This window comes from Solibacillus cecembensis (genome assembly GCF_050272495.1).
Classification (GTDB): Bacteria; Bacillota; Bacilli; order Bacillales_A; family Planococcaceae; genus Solibacillus; species Solibacillus cecembensis.
Window position 1 is genome coordinate 17,952 of record NZ_JBNNMF010000015.1, and the last position, 17,857, is coordinate 35,808.

Annotated in this window: 19 protein-coding genes; 6 read left to right on the plus strand and 13 right to left on the minus strand. The window is 35.2% G+C overall.

The annotated features are described in order from the left end of the window. Positions 1-16 precede the first annotated feature (16 nt). The 6 genes from ACQKIH_RS13860 to ACQKIH_RS13885 all read right to left on the minus strand — a co-directional run bounded on the left by ACQKIH_RS13860 (position 17) and on the right by ACQKIH_RS13885 (position 5,520). The gene (locus tag ACQKIH_RS13860) at positions 17-712 is read right to left on the minus strand and encodes an N-acetylmannosamine-6-phosphate 2-epimerase (RefSeq protein ID WP_427766957.1); all 696 of its coding nucleotides are present in this window, start codon (positions 710-712) and stop codon (positions 17-19) included. A 26-nt stretch (positions 713-738) separates the two neighbouring features. Further along, positions 739-1,575, minus strand: a complete 837-nt coding sequence (locus ACQKIH_RS13865) for a carbohydrate ABC transporter permease (RefSeq protein ID WP_057985167.1) — start codon at positions 1,573-1,575, stop codon at positions 739-741. Positions 1,576-1,587: 12 nt separating this feature from the next. Further along, entirely contained in the window at positions 1,588-2,463 is an 876-nt protein-coding gene (locus tag ACQKIH_RS13870) for a carbohydrate ABC transporter permease (RefSeq protein ID WP_201784983.1), read from the minus strand. A 78-nt stretch (positions 2,464-2,541) separates the two neighbouring features. Then, on the minus strand, positions 2,542-3,936 hold the full coding sequence (locus tag ACQKIH_RS13875; protein WP_427766961.1) for an ABC transporter substrate-binding protein: 1,395 nt from the start codon (positions 3,934-3,936) through the stop codon (positions 2,542-2,544). Positions 3,937-3,961: 25 nt separating this feature from the next. Continuing rightward, complete coding sequence (locus tag ACQKIH_RS13880) at positions 3,962-4,606, minus strand: GDSL-type esterase/lipase family protein (RefSeq protein ID WP_427766963.1); 645 nt, start codon at positions 4,604-4,606, stop codon at positions 3,962-3,964. Further along, complete coding sequence (locus tag ACQKIH_RS13885) at positions 4,603-5,520, minus strand: dihydrodipicolinate synthase family protein (protein WP_057985160.1); 918 nt, start codon at positions 5,518-5,520, stop codon at positions 4,603-4,605. Before ACQKIH_RS13885 ends, ACQKIH_RS13880 begins: the two co-directional genes overlap by 4 nt. Before the next feature lie 259 nt (positions 5,521-5,779). Here ACQKIH_RS13885 and ACQKIH_RS13890 point away from each other — a divergent pair, with 259 nt between their 5' ends. Both ACQKIH_RS13890 and ACQKIH_RS13895 read left to right on the plus strand, forming a co-directional pair. Beyond that, a complete protein-coding gene (locus ACQKIH_RS13890) occupies positions 5,780-6,679 on the plus strand; it encodes a PucR family transcriptional regulator (protein WP_427766966.1) in 900 nt (299 codons plus the stop codon). A gap of 161 nt (positions 6,680-6,840) precedes the next feature. Beyond that, the gene (locus tag ACQKIH_RS13895) at positions 6,841-7,950 is read left to right on the plus strand and encodes an ABC transporter ATP-binding protein (protein WP_057985156.1); all 1,110 of its coding nucleotides are present in this window, start codon (positions 6,841-6,843) and stop codon (positions 7,948-7,950) included. An 81-nt stretch (positions 7,951-8,031) separates the two neighbouring features. Here ACQKIH_RS13895 and ACQKIH_RS13900 read toward each other — a convergent pair whose 3' ends face one another. After that, complete coding sequence (locus ACQKIH_RS13900; RefSeq protein ID WP_057985154.1) at positions 8,032-8,907, minus strand: LysR family transcriptional regulator; 876 nt, start codon at positions 8,905-8,907, stop codon at positions 8,032-8,034. A 116-nt stretch (positions 8,908-9,023) separates the two neighbouring features. Here ACQKIH_RS13900 and hutG point away from each other — a divergent pair, with 116 nt between their 5' ends. Both hutG and gltS read left to right on the plus strand, forming a co-directional pair. After that, positions 9,024-9,953 (plus strand): formimidoylglutamase, encoded by a 930-nt coding sequence (gene hutG / locus ACQKIH_RS13905; RefSeq protein ID WP_427766970.1) that lies wholly within the window; start codon positions 9,024-9,026, stop codon positions 9,951-9,953. 16 nt (positions 9,954-9,969) lie between these two features. After that, entirely contained in the window at positions 9,970-11,148 is a 1,179-nt protein-coding gene (gene gltS, locus ACQKIH_RS13910) for a sodium/glutamate symporter (protein ID WP_057985150.1), read from the plus strand. Positions 11,149-11,278: 130 nt separating this feature from the next. Here the strand turns inward: gltS and ACQKIH_RS13915 are convergent, their stop codons facing one another. Then, a complete protein-coding gene (locus tag ACQKIH_RS13915) occupies positions 11,279-11,572 on the minus strand; it encodes a hypothetical protein (protein WP_057985148.1) in 294 nt (97 codons plus the stop codon). 40 nt (positions 11,573-11,612) lie between these two features. Beyond that, complete coding sequence (locus ACQKIH_RS13920) at positions 11,613-12,368, minus strand: hypothetical protein (protein ID WP_427766974.1); 756 nt, start codon at positions 12,366-12,368, stop codon at positions 11,613-11,615. An 861-nt stretch (positions 12,369-13,229) separates the two neighbouring features. On the opposite strand from ACQKIH_RS13920, the gene ACQKIH_RS13925 reads away from it, so the two are divergent. Both ACQKIH_RS13925 and ACQKIH_RS13930 read left to right on the plus strand, forming a co-directional pair. Beyond that, on the plus strand, positions 13,230-13,403 hold the full coding sequence (locus ACQKIH_RS13925) for a hypothetical protein (protein ID WP_169793438.1): 174 nt from the start codon (positions 13,230-13,232) through the stop codon (positions 13,401-13,403). Positions 13,404-13,475: 72 nt separating this feature from the next. Next, positions 13,476-13,691: a hypothetical protein gene (locus ACQKIH_RS13930; RefSeq protein WP_427766977.1), complete on the plus strand. Its 216-nt coding sequence runs from the start codon at positions 13,476-13,478 to the stop codon at positions 13,689-13,691. Positions 13,692-14,028: 337 nt separating this feature from the next. Here the strand turns inward: ACQKIH_RS13930 and ACQKIH_RS13935 are convergent, their stop codons facing one another. The 4 genes from ACQKIH_RS13935 to ACQKIH_RS13950 all read right to left on the minus strand — a co-directional run bounded on the left by ACQKIH_RS13935 (position 14,029) and on the right by ACQKIH_RS13950 (position 17,791). After that, on the minus strand, positions 14,029-14,751 hold the full coding sequence (locus ACQKIH_RS13935) for a ZIP family metal transporter (protein ID WP_427766980.1): 723 nt from the start codon (positions 14,749-14,751) through the stop codon (positions 14,029-14,031). A 262-nt stretch (positions 14,752-15,013) separates the two neighbouring features. Continuing rightward, entirely contained in the window at positions 15,014-15,187 is a 174-nt protein-coding gene (locus ACQKIH_RS13940; protein ID WP_160320448.1) for a hypothetical protein, read from the minus strand. Positions 15,188-15,720: 533 nt separating this feature from the next. Beyond that, positions 15,721-17,040, minus strand: coding sequence for a stalk domain-containing protein (locus tag ACQKIH_RS13945; RefSeq protein WP_427766983.1), 1,320 nt, complete (start codon positions 17,038-17,040; stop codon positions 15,721-15,723). Positions 17,041-17,272: 232 nt separating this feature from the next. Then, a complete protein-coding gene (locus tag ACQKIH_RS13950) occupies positions 17,273-17,791 on the minus strand; it encodes a hypothetical protein (RefSeq protein WP_427766985.1) in 519 nt (172 codons plus the stop codon). Positions 17,792-17,857 lie beyond the last annotated feature (66 nt).

Here is a 17,857-nt window from a genome sequence, read left to right on the forward strand (position 1 = left end):
AAAATATTTTTCCTATTCATTCATCTTTCATTGCAGAAATAAATCGCTTTGTAATTTCCATTGGTCTCGTAATTGCTGTACCTACGACTGCTGTATGAACGCCTACTTCGAACACGCGCTTCAGTTCCTCAGGCGTCCAAATTCCCCCTTCTGCAATGACTGGGATTGGGAAATCTTGAACTAATCGTTCCATTAACTGTAGATCAGGTAATGACCGATTTTTTGTATATTCGGTATAGCCACTTAACGTTGTACCTAAGCAATCAAATCCTAGTTCATAGGCCTCTTTCGCTTCTTCATAAGTCGAGCAATCCGCCATAAAAATTTGCTCTTTATACGTTTCTCTAATTTCAGGGAACACTTCACTGATTGTCTTTCCATCCGGTCGAATTCTTTTCGTCGCATCCAGTGCAATAATATCTACACCTTCATGATAAAGAAGTTCAATCTCTTTATTAGTCGGTGTTATAAATACATCCGACCCTTCATACACCTGCTTTATAATTCCAATGATAGGCAGCTCAACGACCTTTTTCATTTCTTTAATATCTTCCACACTATTTGCTCGAATCCCCTTTGCCCCTCCAAGCATTGCGGCATAAGCCATTTTACTCATAATAAAAGGGCTATGAAGGGGTTCTTCAGGAAGTGCCTGACATGAAACGATTAATTGGCCATGAATGCGACTAAAAGTTTCCTGTTTTTTATTCATATACATACATCTCCACGTAAAAAATATTACTTATCCGATCCAAGCGTAATTCCTTTTGTAAAATACTTCTGGAAGAAAATAAATATTAGTAACATAGGAATGGCTGCAACTGTTGCTCCGGCCATTTTATAAGCAAAGTTTGGATTTAAATCTTGCATCAATGTTGCTATTCCTACCATGAGCGTTTTTGAATCTTTAGATTGTCCAACTACAAGCTGCCATAAATAGTCATTCCACACTTGAACAAAGTTAAGAATAAATAATGCACCAATCCCTGGTTTTGCTAAAGGTAACATGATTTTATAAAAAATTTTAAACTCACTCGCCCCATCGATTTTTGCCGCTTCCCTTAAAGAATCAGGAATTGTATCAAAAAATCCTTTTAGTAAAAATACCCCAAAAGCTGTTGCGACGTTAGGGAAAATCATTCCACTTAACGTATTGACCATACCGAAGTCTTGAATAATTCGAAACAAAGGAACAATCATCACTTCTTTTGGAATCATTAAACTTGAAATAAAAATAATGAAAAGAATATTTTTCCCCTTAAATTTTAGCTTTGAAAAGGCATAGGCTGCTAGGGCACTGACGATGATTAAGGCAAACGTAGAAACTAAAGCGACAACTAAACTATTGTACGCCCATGTAAAAGCAGGCTGATTGCTAAAAACATCCGCATAATTGCTCCAAGTAAAGGTCTTTGGGAACCAATCTGGCGGCATTTTAACAACATCCGCGCTATTCTTAAAAGAGCTTGTTACAAGCCAGTAAAGCGGAAACAAACTTAGAATAGCAAAAAATATGACAATAATATTGAATACGATATCAATTTTTTCTCTCTTCTTAGCTTTCTTTTTAAACATGTTTGATCACCCCTAATCCTTCTTAAACATGGCTCTAAGCTGTGGAATCGATAGAACTAATGTAATTAAGAACATAATGACACCGACTGCCGAAGCAATACCAAGCTGATTATATTTGAATGCATTATTGTATAAGTAGTACATGAGCGTTGTTGAGGCATTATTTGGCCCTCCACCCGTTAATAGTTGGATGACAACAAATATCTTAAGTACGGCAATAATGTTCATAATAATAATGTAAAGGGTAGTTGGCTTGACCATTGGAATGATAATCTTAAAGATTACTTTCATTCGACTTGCCCCATCTACTTCCGCCGCTTCAAAAAGCTCCTTTGGGACGCCAATCATAGATGCTATGTACAAGATGATTGCTTGCCCTACATTCGTCGCGAAAGTTACGAAAATAATGACAGGTAATACTAACCTTGTATCACCTAAAAAATTCACGGATACAACTTCCAATTCCCTTGCTACAAAAGGAATGAGTCCATTTGCAGGGTTTAGTAAAAAGCTCCAAATCATACTCATTACGACCATCGAAACCATGACAGGGATATAGTATGCCCCTCTTATAAATGACACATATTTCGCATTTTTATCAAACACCGCTGCAGATACAAACATGGCGAAAACAACAGTTAATGCGACAATAAATACAACAAAAATGACTGTGTTAATCGTCGATTGAATGAAGACAGGATCACTAAATAGTTTTCGGTAATTGTCCAATCCAACAAATACTTCATCTTGATAGTTAATTTGGAATAAACTTAATCGAATTCCTTCTATAATCGGATAAACTAGGAAGATTAAAAAAAGTAAAATTTGAGGTGCGACAAATAAATAGCCCGTGAGATTTTCTTTATTAGACTCTTTGATGATTTTCATGCGCATCATTTACCTTTCTACAATTTAAGCCCCAATAAAGGGGCTTAAATTGATGTAAAGTTATATACTTTAAGAAGTTTATTTATAAATTACTGAGTTTGCTTTTGCTTCTTCAATTACTTGATTGCCTTTTGTTTGATAGCCTTCCACTGTTTCTTCGGCTGTTTTTGCACCTGTATATAAAGCTTGTAGTTCTGGATATAGAACTTGTCTTAATTGGCTGTATCCTGGTACATTTCCAGTAAAGTTAAACACGTATGGCGCGTTTGCAGCATATGCTGCGAAGAAAGGATTTTCTGCACTAAATTCTTCCACAACAGAATTTCTTACTGGCACACCATTTTTAGAAGCCTTCACAAGTTCTGGATCTGTTGACATAAATTTCACGAAATCCTTACTAACTTGAATTCTCGTTTCGTCTTTTGTATCAAAAACAGCTGCTCCTGTCACATAAGTGAATGATAATGGATCGCCACTTTCAGATGGGATGTTCGCCAGTCTAATATCAAATTTAGGTGCTTTTCCACTTTCCATATCAGCCTTAGCGTTATTGAATAAAATCGCATTTGTAAAGCTAATTGCTAACTGTTGATTTTGGAACATCGCGTTTACATCATTTGAAGAAACTGATTCTGCACCAGGGTTTGTATAGCCAGCGTCGTAAATTTTCTTCATCCAGCTTGCCGCCTTCGCACCATTTTCATCATTAATCACTAGCTGACCATCTTTATCAAAGAATTGATTCCCAAACATTCTTAAATAAGCAAGATTCCACGTATCCCCTTGATTATTTAGAGCGAATAAGCCCATTGGGTATGCATTTGAATATTTTTCCTTAGGTAGGTTTTCTTTTAATGCTTTAAGGATTTCCTCATACTCAGCTAGAGTCCAAGTCTTAATTTCTTCTTCTCCACCAATGTACTTCTCAAGTCCTGCCGCTTCGAACATTTCCGCGTTATAAGCAAAAGTTCCTGGGTTTTGTGAGAATGGGTAGAAGTAAACATCATCACCGAATGTCACATTATCCCAGTAGTTTTGAGCGATATCATTTTTTGCTGCATCGTCCACGATATCATTTATCGGAACTAAAGCGCCTCGGTGAGCATAATCTCCCATAGCGAATACACTTTCAAAGAACACATCTGGAGGCGTCCCACCATTCAGATTTACATTTAATAGCTCGTCCCTTTGATCACCTGCAACAACTTCAACATTGACGTTTACATTGTGATCCTTATATTCTTTTTCAAATCGTTCAGCTGCATGTTTGAAGAAGCTATCGTAGTCGGCTCCCTCTTCAGAACCGTCTAAAACACCCTTCCACTGCGGTGTTAACCAAACTCTAAGTTCCACTTCTTTACCTGAATCAGAATCCACCTCCGAATTACCCGACTCTTTTTCTGCACAACCTGCTAAAGCTGATAGTACAAGACCAGTTGCTAACCCCATTGTCAAAAAACGCTTTTTAAACATGAACATTTCCCCCTTATTCATCCAATTAATCTGATAAAATATTTTTGATTCTATGAAATACTAGATGTGATAATAGCTTATGCCCTTCTTCATCAAGATGCATAAAATCAATGTTATTCATTGGTACGAGTCCCTTTGTATCTAGAAATTCTGTATCTTGAGTAGCCAATAATTCTTTTAAATACTTTGGCATTTCCTCTGATTTAAGATGACAATCCCTTCCCATTGAAGGTCCTACTTCTGTTTCGTAGTATTCTTTTTCAATAGGAGGAGGCGCAATAACTAACACTTTTGGAAAGCCTCCCTTTGAAGCTGCCGGAGTAGTTTTTGCCTTTTGTGAAAGTCTAGCAATTCCTTGTGCGATATTATAAGAAGTTAAATGAAACCTTTCTTTCGTATCATTTGTACCAAGCATAATAATGACAAGCTCTAAAGGTGCATGGCTCATTAAGCACGGATGGATGTAATCATAACCATTTAACCCTTCAAATAATGGATCATCGATTACACTTGTTCTCCCTGATAATCCTTCCTCAATAACTTGAAACGCATCCCCTAACATTTCAGCTAATCGGCTTGTCCACCTAACCCCTTCTGGAAATCTTTCATTCGTTCTTGCATTAAATCCCCATGTATTGGAATCTCCAAAACATACGATTCTTCTTTTCATTTGGTTACCTTTACATAAGAAGATATCGCTTGATCAATCATCTGTTTAATATCATTAATTTTAATCAAGTCTTCCCCGGTTACTGGCTCTAGTGGCCCTCGAACACTTCCGATATTTACTCCACTTAACTTTAAAACTTCTTTAATAGCCGAATACATCGAACCATTTAAGGAACATAACGCGATAATAATGTCATTAATATCCTTTTGTATTTTTCTCGCATCATTAAAGTTTCCTGTCGAGACAAACTTTTCAGCCATTAAGAAAAGTTCTGGCATCACTCCATATGTTCCACCTATGCCACTATCCGCACCAATTAATCTTCCCGCAACATATTGTTCATCAGGTCCGTTAAAGACGATTACATTTTCTTCAACCGCCTTGAATCTTTCAATATCCATTACAGGCATTGAGGAATTTTTGACGCCAATTACCTTTTTATTCTCTATTAATTTTCTAAATAATGGCAGTGAAAGGCTATATCCCGTCGTTTGCGGAATGTTGTAAATAATAAATGGCAAGTCGGTTGCATCCATAATTTCAGACCAATACTTATAGATTGAACTTTCAGGTAATTTGAAGTAGATTGGTGGAATTGCAGATAGCGCATCATATCCTAATTCATTTGCATATTGTGCTAGAATCACACTGTCTCTAGTAGATGGTGCGCCAACATGTGCGATTAACGTGCATTTCCCTCTTAAACTTTCAGCAACATATTTTAAAGTTGCTTTTCTTTCTTCGAGGTTTTGATAAATGCATTCTCCTGAACTACCACCAACGTAAAGTCCATTAACCCCTTTATTGTACAAGTAGTCGCATAATTCTTTCGTTCGATTTTCTGAAACTTCTCCTACATCATCATAACAAGCATAAAAAGCAGGAAATATTCCTTTAAATTTTTCTAAGTTCACTCTAATCCCACCTAAAATTAATGTAGTAACAAACTATTTCTTTGAGGTTATAACGCTCCCTTCCATTTTTTCCTTGTTAACGCTTACAAGTAATCATATACTAGACTTTAAAATATGTAAATAATTTTCTAAATATTTTTAATTTTAGGAAATTATTTTCAAAACAAATTCTACCCTTCTCTTTCCATTGACAAAGTTCTCCTTTTCAAGCAAATTTATAAAAAGTACGGTGAGTAATTCCATGAAAGAAGGAGCGCATATGATAAAGAAACTAGCAGACTATTTCCACATGGCTTTTACGACTGATTTCATTCCAGAAGACACGGAGAACTATTGGTTCCAAACAGAAGATGGGCAAACTTTTGGCCTATTAAAAACAGCGATTACTGAGGTCGAGCTAAACCTTTTACGAACATTATTTCTTTTAATTGAGGACACAGAAACGAATTCAAAAAACACGATTGTTCAGTTGAAATGGCAACAATTTTTATTTGGTCATTCAAACGACTTCCCTTTTTCGGAAGATGTTGAATCGATTCGTTTTTTTTATTTTCAATCGAAACAACCAATTGCTGACCCGATTAACTTTGAAGAAGCTATTAAAGGGGCTTTTCAGCAACCGATCGTTCTATGGGTTAACAATATGTACGGGATTATTATTGAGGAAAAACCGCAAAGTATTTTTGATAAAGAGGAATTTATCCAGTTAAGCGACACATTGACGAGTGATTTTCTTGTTGTGATATATAGTTTTATCGGACAATTACATAAAGCGGATATGTTGTTAAAAGAGAAATTTAGTATGGAAAAACAATGCTTTCAAGAGCTTCTTCCTTATATTGAACAAGAAAAAACAGTACTATTTTATGAAGCCTTCCCTAAACTTCTCATTACATCAACACATTTAATCGATCAAAAACTACTGTCCTATTATTTAATAGAAAGTCTTCAAGACGAGGAAATGCTCCATACGTTAAAAGTGTTTTTGCAATATAATTTGAACGCTTCTTTAGCCGCTAAAAGGTTGCATATCCATCGGAATAGCTTGCAATACCGATTTGATAAATTCATTAATAAAACAGGTATTGACTGCCGAGAGTTCTCCAATGCAGCATTTTTAGCGCTTGCGATTCCATTAATGACGAAGAAAACCTCTTAATTTCTTTACCGTAATTAAGAGGTTTTGAACTTATGTGAGCATTATTGTACAAAGTGCCCTATAAACAAGGTGGATATTTTGTGCAAATTGAACATTTACATTTCCTGTTACTTTCTACTACACTATGTAAAACGCTTTCATTTTTAAGGGGGATATGATTAATGGCTGAATTAAAATTAGAACATATTTTTAAAATTTATGATAAAGATGTAACTGCGGTAAAGGATTTTAACCTTGAGATTAAAGATAAAGAGTTTATCGTTTTCGTTGGTCCTTCAGGTTGTGGAAAATCAACAACACTGCGTATGGTAGCTGGGTTGGAGGAAATTTCAAAAGGTGAATTGTTAATCGATGGCAAGCGGATGAATGACGTTGCGCCTAAAGACCGTGATATCGCGATGGTTTTCCAAAACTATGCCCTTTATCCACATATGAGTGTGTATGAAAATATGGCGTTTGGCTTGAAATTACGAAAACTTCCAAAAGATGAAATTGACCGTCGCGTAAAGGAAGCTGCTAAAATTTTGGATTTGGAACCCTATTTGAATCGTAAACCAAAAGCTCTATCAGGTGGTCAACGTCAGCGTGTTGCATTAGGTCGTGCCATCGTTCGTGATGCACGAGTTTTCTTAATGGATGAGCCACTATCAAATTTAGATGCCAAGCTTCGTGTTCATATGCGTGCGGAGATCACGAAACTGCATCAACGCTTACAAACTACAACGATCTATGTAACGCATGACCAAACAGAAGCAATGACAATGGCAACGAGACTTGTTGTAATGAAGGACGGAATTATTCAACAAGTTGGGACACCAAAAGAAGTGTACGAGAAACCGAAAAATGTTTTTGTCGGCGGCTTTATCGGTTCACCTGCCATGAACTTTTTCACAGGTACGCTATTAGATGGAAAAATGACGATTGGCAATGTTTCACTTTCCATCCCAGAACAAAAAATGACCTATTTACGTGCGCAAGGCTATGTAAACAAAGAAATTACGATGGGCATTCGTCCGGAAGATTTCCATACTGACCTTACTTCAATTGAAGCTTCTCAAAGTTCCAAAGTCGATGTAACAATAGAAGTAGCGGAATTACTCGGCGCTGAAACCATTCTTTACGCCCAAATCGAGGAACAAACATTTATTTCCCGTGTCGATGCTTCCACTGATGCGAAACCAGGTGAAGTTCTGACATTGGCATTGAATATGAACAAAGCCCATTTCTTTGATATAGAAACGGAAGACCGCATTCTCCCAGATCAAGATTAAGAAAGCTAGTGCAGCGCCCCCTTTTCCATATGTGAAAAGGGGTTTTTTTTAGGGAGAAAACGGTTCTCATTTCCACTCTACTCAATGCATTTTGATCAGTTCAAATAACTTTACGATACTTTCTGGGAATGTACGATCTTTCATCGTGCATAAGTAGACGTTACGATTTAAAAACTCACTTTGCACTTGGTGGGTCATTAAGGATTTTGGCAAAGGCTGGGCTACATAATGCTGAGGTAAAATCGCAATCCCTAGCCCTTCTTCTACTAATATTTTGATCATTTCAAATCGCTCTATTTTATATTGGATATGCGGTGTCACATTTTCCTGTTCAAAAGCTTTTAATATTTGTGCACTCGTTTGAAATTCAGGCATCCCGATGATTAACGTTTCTTTCGCAAAATCGGCAAGCTTTATGATTTCCTGTGATGCAAATGGATGCTCTTTTCTAGTTAAGATGACATACGGCTCGTTATACAATAATTCACTTTTAATTTCATGATCAATAATATGTTGGTTTGTAATAACCCCATGCACGTTTAGACGCAACAATGCCTCGCGTACCGTTTGGTTATACAGTGTATCCATCAGTGTAATTTTATTGTGTGGGTATTGTTGTTGGTAGGCAATCATTACCTGCGAAAACCAGTAATTCGCGGATTCAATCATACCTAATTTTATTTCGATATGCTCCCCTTCTGCAAACTCCTTTAATTCGGTTTCCATTACTTCAAATTGAGCAATTAAACGGATGGAACGCTCATAAAATTGTTTCCCTAATTCCGTTAATTGAAATTGTTTTGTAGTACGTTCAATTAGTAATGCACCGATTTCCTTTTCAAGCGTTTTGATTGCATTACTTAATGAAGGTTGTGAAATATGCAAAGCGTTTGCAGCCCTTGAAAAGCTTTGATATTTGACAATCGCAGCAAAATAATACATCTTCTTTAAGTCCATATTGCCACCTCATTTATAGTTTAATGCTATTATAAGATAAAAAATTAATATTTGTTATTATAAATACAAAGAAATATAATATTAATATAATGTTCATTAAAAAAGGAGAGGTCATTATGTATAAAAAAGCGGATTCAACTGTTTGGCAAGGACGTATCGATCATGATACGGACGATACATACTTTCGTTATCATCAAATTGTTCAAATCGCATCTGAACCAATTAAAGGAGCCATTGGATTAATCGGATTTTCATGTGATGAAGGTGTGCGCCGAAATAACGGCAATGTTGGGGCAAAGGACGCGCCACTTGCCTTACGAAAGCAACTTGCCTCTATTCCTTGGCGAAAACCGTCCCACAAAAATCTTTTAATTGATTTTGGCGATATCGTTTGTGAAGGCAATGAATTAGAACGTGCCCAACAAGAATTAGGAAATCAAATTTCTACCATTTTAACTTATGGCAAAGCAATCGTACTTGGGGGTGGACATGAAACGCTTTATGGGCAATACTTAGGAGTGCGTAAAGCAGTTGGTCCTAACGCTTCCATTGGCCTCCTTAATATTGATGCTCACTTTGATATGCGTTCTTATGAAGCACAAACCTCATCAGGAACCATGTTTAAGCAAATTTTAGATGAGGATCCAAATACCCATTATTTCGTATGCGGCATTCAAAAATATGGCAACACAACTGCCTTATTTAACACAGCTGATACATACAATGTACGCTACTTTTTAGATGAAGAATTGGATTCTACAACATTTCCTACAGCATTAAACGAATTTATGGATGCACACGATGTATTGCTCGTTACGCTCTGTATGGATGTTCTTAATGCTGCTGAAGCACCTGGTGTTAGTGCACCATCCCCATTTGGCTTATCCGCTTTAAAAGTTCGGGCAATTTTACGTCAAATGGCCGCGCATAAAAACACAGTTAGCTTTAGTATTTGTGAGGTTAATCCTTTACTAGATATTAATAATCAAACAGTAAAATTAGGCGCTTATTTTATCAACGAAGTCATTATGAACAGCAGCGATTAGACAGAGGAGGAAATTTATGACATTCGATCAAATTACAACACTATGCTTAGCCGTAACATTATTTTTAATTGGTACTTTTTTAGTAAATAGGATTCCTTTCTTAAATCGATTTTGTATTCCAGCACCTGTAGTTGGGGGCTTATTATTTGCGATTATCGCAACACTATTAAAAAGCTTCGACATTATTGAAATTACGTTAGATACTTCACTTCAATCCATTTTCATGATTACATTCTTCACGACAATTGGGCTTGGTGCAAGTTTTAAGCTTGTTAAACTGGGCGGGAAACTGCTTATTATTTATTGGATCGCTTGTGGATTTTTAGCCTTAATGCAAAACGTAATTGGCGTTTCATTAGCAAAGGTTATGGGACTTGATCCATTAATCGGTGTGATGGCAGGAGCTGTGTCAATGGAAGGTGGACATGGATCTGCTGCTGCTTATGGGCAAACGATCGAAGCTTTAGGCGTACCTTCAGCTATCTCAATCGGTATGGCTGCAGCGACTTGTGGTTTAATCGCTGGGGCACTTGTTGGGGGTCCAGTAGTTCAATACTTAATTCGCAAATATGATCTAAAACCTTCATCTGATGAAACTGAAGTATATGTTGAAAAAGCAGAACATCCAGTAACTGAAAAATCATTTATGTTACAAGTTTTCTTAATCACCTTCAGTATGGCTATAGGAACGTATCTTGGCGATTGGTTCTCATCACTAACAGGCTTCGTATTGCCAGCGTATGTAGGCGCAATGTTCGTAGCTGTGATTGTTCGTAACATCGTTGACCGCTTCAACCCTGATATCATCAACATGAAAGAAATCAATTTAATTGGTGATATTTCATTAGGTATCTTCTTATCAATGGCCTTAATGAGTATTAAATTATGGGAAGTTGCAGACTTAGCTTTACCGCTATTTGTAATCGTTTTCGTACAAGTATTCTTCATCGTATTCTTTGCTGTGTTCGTTCTTTTCCGCGTACTTGGCAAAAACTTCGATGCAGCAATAATGGTATCAGGTTTCCTTGGGCATGGACTAGGAGCCACACCAAACGCAATGGCCAATATGTCAGCAGTCGTTGCTAAATATGGTCCATCACGTAAAGCATTCCTAATTGTACCCATTGTAGGCGCTTTCTTAATCGACGTATTCGGTATGCCGATTATCATTACGACAATCAATATGTTTAAATAGATAAGCCAAAAAGCGCAAACCCTTGAGTTAACTGGGGTTTGCGCTTTTTGAGGTTTTCAAAATAATTCGAATTTAAGCATGGCAATAGCGCTTGGATTATGGATACATGTGAATTTGAAAATCTTTTACATCATATATCTTTTTCAAATTTAGCAAAGTAAAATAGCCATTTTTTCGAAACTAAATACGTATCTAATTCGCCTTGAGTTGCGCGTTCGATTGGCGGATTGATCATTTTAAAACCTTGCGAATTTTCATCTTGATCATTATTTAAATAGTCAAACTCTACAATATCAGCTTTAATTGCCTCAATTGGATACCCCATAAAAAAGACATGCCAGCGAATAGCCATTGCAGGTGTCGCATGAGAACCTAAAATTAAACCGATGAATAGTAAAAGAAAAGATAGTTTTATAATTTTCATTAAATGCCTCACTCGTTATGAAAACTCACTAAAATCCTCGTTAGTTGAACAAGGAATCTAGTTTGAAATGGTTTGTTAAAGGTACTTTTCTACCTTCCTTATCCCATTTATGATATTGATCAAAAACCATCTTTACATCATGATTTGCACGTTCCTCTACTAAATACTTTACAGCGAGAAAACTACGCCAATAATCAAACATTATACTTGTTAAACTCCCATGATAACTGGACGTTCCAAAATCATCTAAGGAATGATTACCATATTGACCTTTAAATATTTCTACCATTTCCGACTCTATTTTTGTTATTTCGTTAAATTCAACTTCACTTAATAAAATTTTCCTTGGTAAATACTCACACATTCCTTCTTCAAACCAAATGCTGTCTTCCCTCTCATCATCAAACTCATCAATAAATAAATCTGAGTGATGGGTTAATTCTTGTCCAACTATAGTAAATATATGGTTTTCCGACATATTTTCATAAAACGCTTTTATATTTGGGTAATTATTTTCTTGTCCTTCTAATTGACTAATGAATAGCTTCCTCCAACTTGTTAAATCGGGGGAAATATAGATAATATCTTTTCTTGTAAATGCAGGTATAGCTATTTGGGAAAATATATTTGTTGCTAATTGTTCTGAAGTCCAAACGATCCCTTTTGGTACATCCTTCAAAGCATAATTTTGTTCTAATTCGTTTTGAAACTTCAGTAACTTTTGAGTAAATCTTTCAATTATATCCTGAAATCTATCGAAATCGTCTTTATTTTCAAAAGCATAAATATGTTTCATTAAAATTACCTCTTCCTGTAATTTTTCAAGCAAAAATATTGAACTAGACCGCCAAGTAACTTTGCAAATCATTAAATGTTAATTGTTTTATATTCATTCTCACATATAATGGTAATTATATCATTACTTTTAAAAAGTAATGATATAAAATCCCCAACAAATTCTCGATGCGCTACCGTAATTTCAGCATACCTTTCTTTATAATCTTGCGAATATGGGCTATCGGGACACTATATATGTGGAAGTTCGTTGCTCGAAGCAAATTGGAATATACCTCCCGATTACAATTTTTCCATCTATCTACCAACTAATATCATACTATGTTACAATTTCATTTAAATTATGGATTACTACTCAATTAATATAAGGCAGGAGGCAACGTTAAGTATCAAACAACTCAAATATTATATTGTTGATCTACTGTTAATATTAGTGCCGTTTTTATATGGATATTTGCTAAATGTTATGATATTACCTTTATATCCCTTCATTATGCAATTAGTATTCCTTGTTTTTTGGTATTTTGTTGGTATACGCTTTTCAAATTGGAATATATCGAAATGGAAAAGTTTTTTGATAGGAAATTCTTTATGGCTGATTTCATTTACTCTATTCATTTGGCAATTTATTTTATTAGATGATGTTTCGAGGAATATAAATATTGCAGGATTCTCACAAAACTATATGCTCCCATTTATTTATGGGGCAGCGAAGTTATTACCGTTTGTATATAGCGGCACAATGATGATATTTAGTGCATATATATTAATGTTCATACCATTTTCAATTGGATTTTTCGTTCGGAAAAAATAACTGTATACTTTTCAGTGCGTTACAAAAATGATATAAGGGAGGATTACTATGCGAGGACTCTATATTTCAATTTGTCTCATGCATTTTGTGATTTTAAGCAATATAACAATTTTTGATGGTGAATGGAATGGCATTACAATGTGGTTATGTACAGGTATTTTTATAGTAGCTACTGCATTATTTATTTCTACAAATAAAAAATATAAAAAGCAAAATAATTAACGAAGGCGATTGTTGATTTTTAACAAATATTCACGCCTTCATCTATGATAATAATTGATTGGAGGGCTGTATGTGAACTTAAAAGATGCTTTGATTTATATATTATTTGGCGTAGGTACTTTATTACTTTTTTATTTTGGAAGTGCGGGCTTAATCAAATCTACTCTGAAAGATAACTTTCCAAATAGTCAATTTATCATCATTTTAATTTTGATGATTGTTGTAACATGGTGTATCGGTTTAGGCTTACGAAAACATAGATTATCAATTGCTACGAGGAGTAAATAAACGGGCGTAATTTTTTAAAGATTCAACTAACTAGACAATAGAAAATATTAAAATAACCTTTATGGATAGGACTAGTGATTCTGAATATCAATTCATCATGTAAGTCCTTTTCCGTCATTATCATATCCACGGGACATTTATAAAATTCAGAATATTTAAAACACAAAAAACAATAAGGTTAATCTTCTCCTATTTTGAAAAGTCTAATCCATCACCTTAGAGGCTTGCGTGGTAAATACACCACATATATGTAAATCCTTTAGTCATATGCTCACTCGTTCCTCCATGTGAACTCCATTTACATTAATTCACTATTGGAGCAGCTTTTATCTCAAACTTAATAGTAAATCAGATATGCACCCATCAAAAAGAATGCAATTAATGTAAACAGTAAACTATACCTATTGGATGATTGCCTAATTGATTCTGGTAGGATTTCCTTTATCGTAACCATATAAATCGTTCCTACTGTCAAACTTATTAAGAATGCCCATATTAAATTGTTTTGCTGGCCTATCATCTCCCCAATTAATGCCCCAAGTGCTACAGGAACAGCAATGATAATAGAGAGTAGAAACAACATAGAATAGCTTATTCCAGCAATAAATAATGGTGTAAATAATATCATCCCCTCTGGAATATTGTGCAATATTAACGCTTGTAATAATACTAGGCTAAATTGTGAATGTTCACTCGTCCCAAAAACCACTCCTACAGGAAAATTGTGAATAGCAATAATTAATGCTAAGAATAATCCGATTCGTAAATTATGTTGTTTACGTGATTCTGTTGAGATGATCGGGTTCTTATGAAATCCCAAATGGATTAGCTTAAATAAAATAACTCCAGCAAAGAAGCCTAAGAAAAAAACACTCCAATTTCCTAGTTGTATAGCCTCAGGTACGATTTCGAAACTTAATAACCCTAAGATCAGTCCCGTACATACCGCATAGATAGTACCGATACTTCGCTTAAAACCATTAAAAAAACTTGCAATAACTCCACCTACACCAATTCCCACAAAAGTTGAAAAAAATCCGATTAACCAGCCATGCGTCAATAAACCATCCTTTTATTGTTTGTCTCTAATTTTATATGGCTATCGATTTGAAATTATGTTAAAGGCTTGCATACATAAACAAAGTTCATTTAGCCCCCCTAGGAAAAATTCAGGCATAATGGACGCAACTACATACTTGAACCCTAATGCTTTAGATTGGATCGCCTATGTAAATAGCACTTCCAACTCTTCTCACAATCTCGTCACCCCCCTTTAAAAGCCCGTTACACTTTGCTAGTTACAGTCAGTTTCGACTAAAAGGTTAATAATTGGTTTTTATATTTTCAGTAAGGTTTGCAACATGATAAGAAATATCGGATAAAGTTGCACCAGGGCTATTTGGTTCAACTCCATAAATTTCAAATAGTTCATTTTCTATTTTCATTAGCTCGTATCTAATATCGCTTAATCTTTCAATAATCTTCTCTTTTTCCATTTCAAACTCCCTTTCGATGCATCAGTGAATAAACGGTTATTTACTGTTTTATCATTCACACCCCACAGTAAAATGATTCACTTAATTCACAGAAAACGATTCATGTCGCTCGTTAATTTCATTTTTGATCGTCGCCACTGTGTCAGCTAGAGGAGCCATCACTAACTATTCACCCGCTTTACATATTTTTTTGCGTCCTTGCAGGGTTTTATCATATTTCCCCTATATGTACCAACCCATTGAACACACAAAGTCGCATCAACAGAGAACAAAAAAGAGCAAGCGACATTTTTCAACCACTTTTATAAAGTTGGTCGCTTTTTGGTCGCTTGCCCTTAATATTAAATTAGGAATTAACCTCTAAAACCCTTGAAAACACTGCTATTCTTAAATAGCAGCTTCTAACGCTACAATCATCATATCGTTGAATGTCGTTTGACGTTTTTTAAAAGTTTTCCCCCACCTGTTATGATATGGTCAGCTTTTGAGATAAGCGTTAACTTTCTCTCGTTAGTTAATAGGCTAGATTAATTTTAATTGTTAAGATTGACATTGACAATAACAGTTATACCATTAAATGAAATACTAGCTTGTTTCTTGTTCTGATCCCATGAAGCTTTTGATCCGCTTGGACTAGCAACAACTAAAGGAACGAGAGTCATTCCATTCTCAACTAGAACTGGAACATCAATGATTTTTGGTTGACCATTAACTGTAATCTTTTTAGAATTTGCAGTTAAAATAACTTCGCTTATACCGTCATTAATTGTTACTGTTTTTGACTTTTGATTCCAATCTACCTTTGATCTAAACTCTTCGGAAATTACACGAATAGGCACAAGTGTCCTGCCGTTTACTACTTTCCCACCATCGACAACTACTACGTCATTACTTGCAGAGGTAACTGGAGGTAATGGCTTTGGTGTTGGTGTTGGTGTTGGTGTTGGTGTTGGTGTTGGTGTTGGTGTTGGTGTTGGTGTTGGTGTTGAGTAGTTTAAATAACTCGATGCTACATACCCCTCTGTCCCGTCATTTCTTTTCACAGGATACCAAACAAAATGGTTTTTTTTCGTTGAATCTTCATCATATTCAAAAGGGCCCGTAACAGTAACAATTTCCCCTTTACTTAATGAACCCTTAGATTCACTATCCTTATTAGGTTTAGTTCTAAAATTAACAGTTGTAGTTGCACTAACTTTTTGATTTGTTTCAAAATAATGCTTAGATTTTGTTAATGGTAACTCTGAATTAAACTTCATCGTTGTAAATTTAATATTTTCACTACTGCTAGAATCATATTGAAAATCTTCGCTTGAAAAATGTAGCTCTGCTAAGTCTAACATTGCAAATTTCTCAATGATTCCGAAGATTTTCTCTTGGTAGGCTTTACTATTTTTTTCATCAGTTGCTTGGACAATTGGACTATTTACTGGCTTAGTACCGTTATAAGCCATAACAGCGAAGTACCAATGTTCTAGTACATCTTTTTCCCCACCCTTGATGGTAGGTAAATCTTTCCGCTTAAACATTTTATCTAGTGTCTCTACACCCGCGTTAATATTATAGACAAGATCGCTTTTTAGTCTATCTTGATCGTAGCCAGCTTGGTTTGTAATTTGCATAACGCCAATTCCATTATCAGCAGTCACAATCGCTTCACCATTACTACCGAAATGACGCCAATTCCCACTTTCACCTTCCGCTATTGCCTTCACAATTTCAGGAGGAACATTATAATTCCGTGCTGTTTCGGTTAACAAACAGTTCATTGTGGAATAATCAGGGTTTACTTTCGATGCCGAATCATACTCACATGTATTTGCAATATTATTAGCTAATACATCTTTATCCATATTTATAGATAAACAGAGGGCACCAATGGCTATACCACTAATCAATGGTTTCAATATTTTTTTCATATGTAATTATTACACTTCCTTTCATATCTTCTAAAGTTAAAAGATTCAGATATATGTTATCATAAACCCAACATTTGAGATAGGGGGAATATTCTATGTTACTTTCAATTAAAAAGGGGGAGTTACCATAAAAAACACACCACAAATTAGTGATGTGCTGAAATTCTTATAAAGGTAAATTTTTTTCATTTCCTAATTCATTTATTATTTTATCCATAACTCTGTCTGCTCCACTAGCACTGCCCGCCGCAAGAGAATATAATTGCTTAAGCTCTTGCTCATACTTTTCTTCCAATGAGTTAAACAATAGCAACGTAGATTCTAACTCAAAATCAATAGTTCTAATAATCGGTTTATCGCTTACATCATATTGATAGATTCGTAATTCAAACATTTCTTCAACATCATTTAAGTAATGTTTATTATCATTGGATTCGTTCTTCTTTTTCTTTCGTTTTTTAGACTTTACATCGATACATAATAGTAAAAATAATAATCCTTCATATGCCACTTCGAATCCTGAATCAAAAGACATTTTGAATTTTCTATCATCATTTTTGAATTTTCTATCATAATAATCTTCAATAGTGTTATAGTAACCATCTGAAAGGTATTCCCAAGTAATTTTATAATCCTTTGTTCCTTTAACAATCGCTTGTAAAGTAGACTTAAACTTTTCTTCCACCTCTAACCCCTCCTAAACTTACAATATTATAACACTTTATCGTCTTCTTGAGGACGTGGGCTAAAC

Excerpts from the sequence above, each read along its gene's own strand:
- ACQKIH_RS13945 (WP_427766983.1), bottom strand. The coding sequence starts at position 17,040 with ATGGATAAAGATGTATTAGCTAATAATATTGCAAATACATGTGAGTAT.
- ACQKIH_RS13920 (WP_427766974.1), bottom strand. The coding sequence starts at position 12,368 with ATGAAACATATTTATGCTTTTGAAAATAAAGACGATTTCGATAGATTT.
- ACQKIH_RS13895 (WP_057985156.1), top strand. The coding sequence starts at position 6,841 with ATGGCTGAATTAAAATTAGAACATATTTTTAAAATTTATGATAAAGAT.
- ACQKIH_RS13875 (WP_427766961.1), bottom strand. The coding sequence starts at position 3,936 with ATGTTTAAAAAGCGTTTTTTGACAATGGGGTTAGCAACTGGTCTTGTA.
- gltS (WP_057985150.1), top strand. The coding sequence starts at position 9,970 with ATGACATTCGATCAAATTACAACACTATGCTTAGCCGTAACATTATTT.
- ACQKIH_RS13900 (WP_057985154.1), bottom strand. The coding sequence starts at position 8,907 with ATGGACTTAAAGAAGATGTATTATTTTGCTGCGATTGTCAAATATCAA.
- ACQKIH_RS13940 (WP_160320448.1), bottom strand. The coding sequence starts at position 15,187 with ATGGAAAAAGAGAAGATTATTGAAAGATTAAGCGATATTAGATACGAG.
- ACQKIH_RS13890 (WP_427766966.1), top strand. The coding sequence starts at position 5,780 with ATGATAAAGAAACTAGCAGACTATTTCCACATGGCTTTTACGACTGAT.
- hutG (WP_427766970.1), top strand. The coding sequence starts at position 9,024 with ATGTATAAAAAAGCGGATTCAACTGTTTGGCAAGGACGTATCGATCAT.
- ACQKIH_RS13860 (WP_427766957.1), bottom strand. The coding sequence starts at position 712 with ATGAATAAAAAACAGGAAACTTTTAGTCGCATTCATGGCCAATTAATC.
- ACQKIH_RS13915 (WP_057985148.1), bottom strand. The coding sequence starts at position 11,572 with ATGAAAATTATAAAACTATCTTTTCTTTTACTATTCATCGGTTTAATT.
- ACQKIH_RS13865 (WP_057985167.1), bottom strand. The coding sequence starts at position 1,575 with ATGTTTAAAAAGAAAGCTAAGAAGAGAGAAAAAATTGATATCGTATTC.
- ACQKIH_RS13870 (WP_201784983.1), bottom strand. The coding sequence starts at position 2,463 with ATGAAAATCATCAAAGAGTCTAATAAAGAAAATCTCACGGGCTATTTA.
- ACQKIH_RS13880 (WP_427766963.1), bottom strand. The coding sequence starts at position 4,606 with ATGAAAAGAAGAATCGTATGTTTTGGAGATTCCAATACATGGGGATTT.
- ACQKIH_RS13925 (WP_169793438.1), top strand. The coding sequence starts at position 13,230 with ATGCGAGGACTCTATATTTCAATTTGTCTCATGCATTTTGTGATTTTA.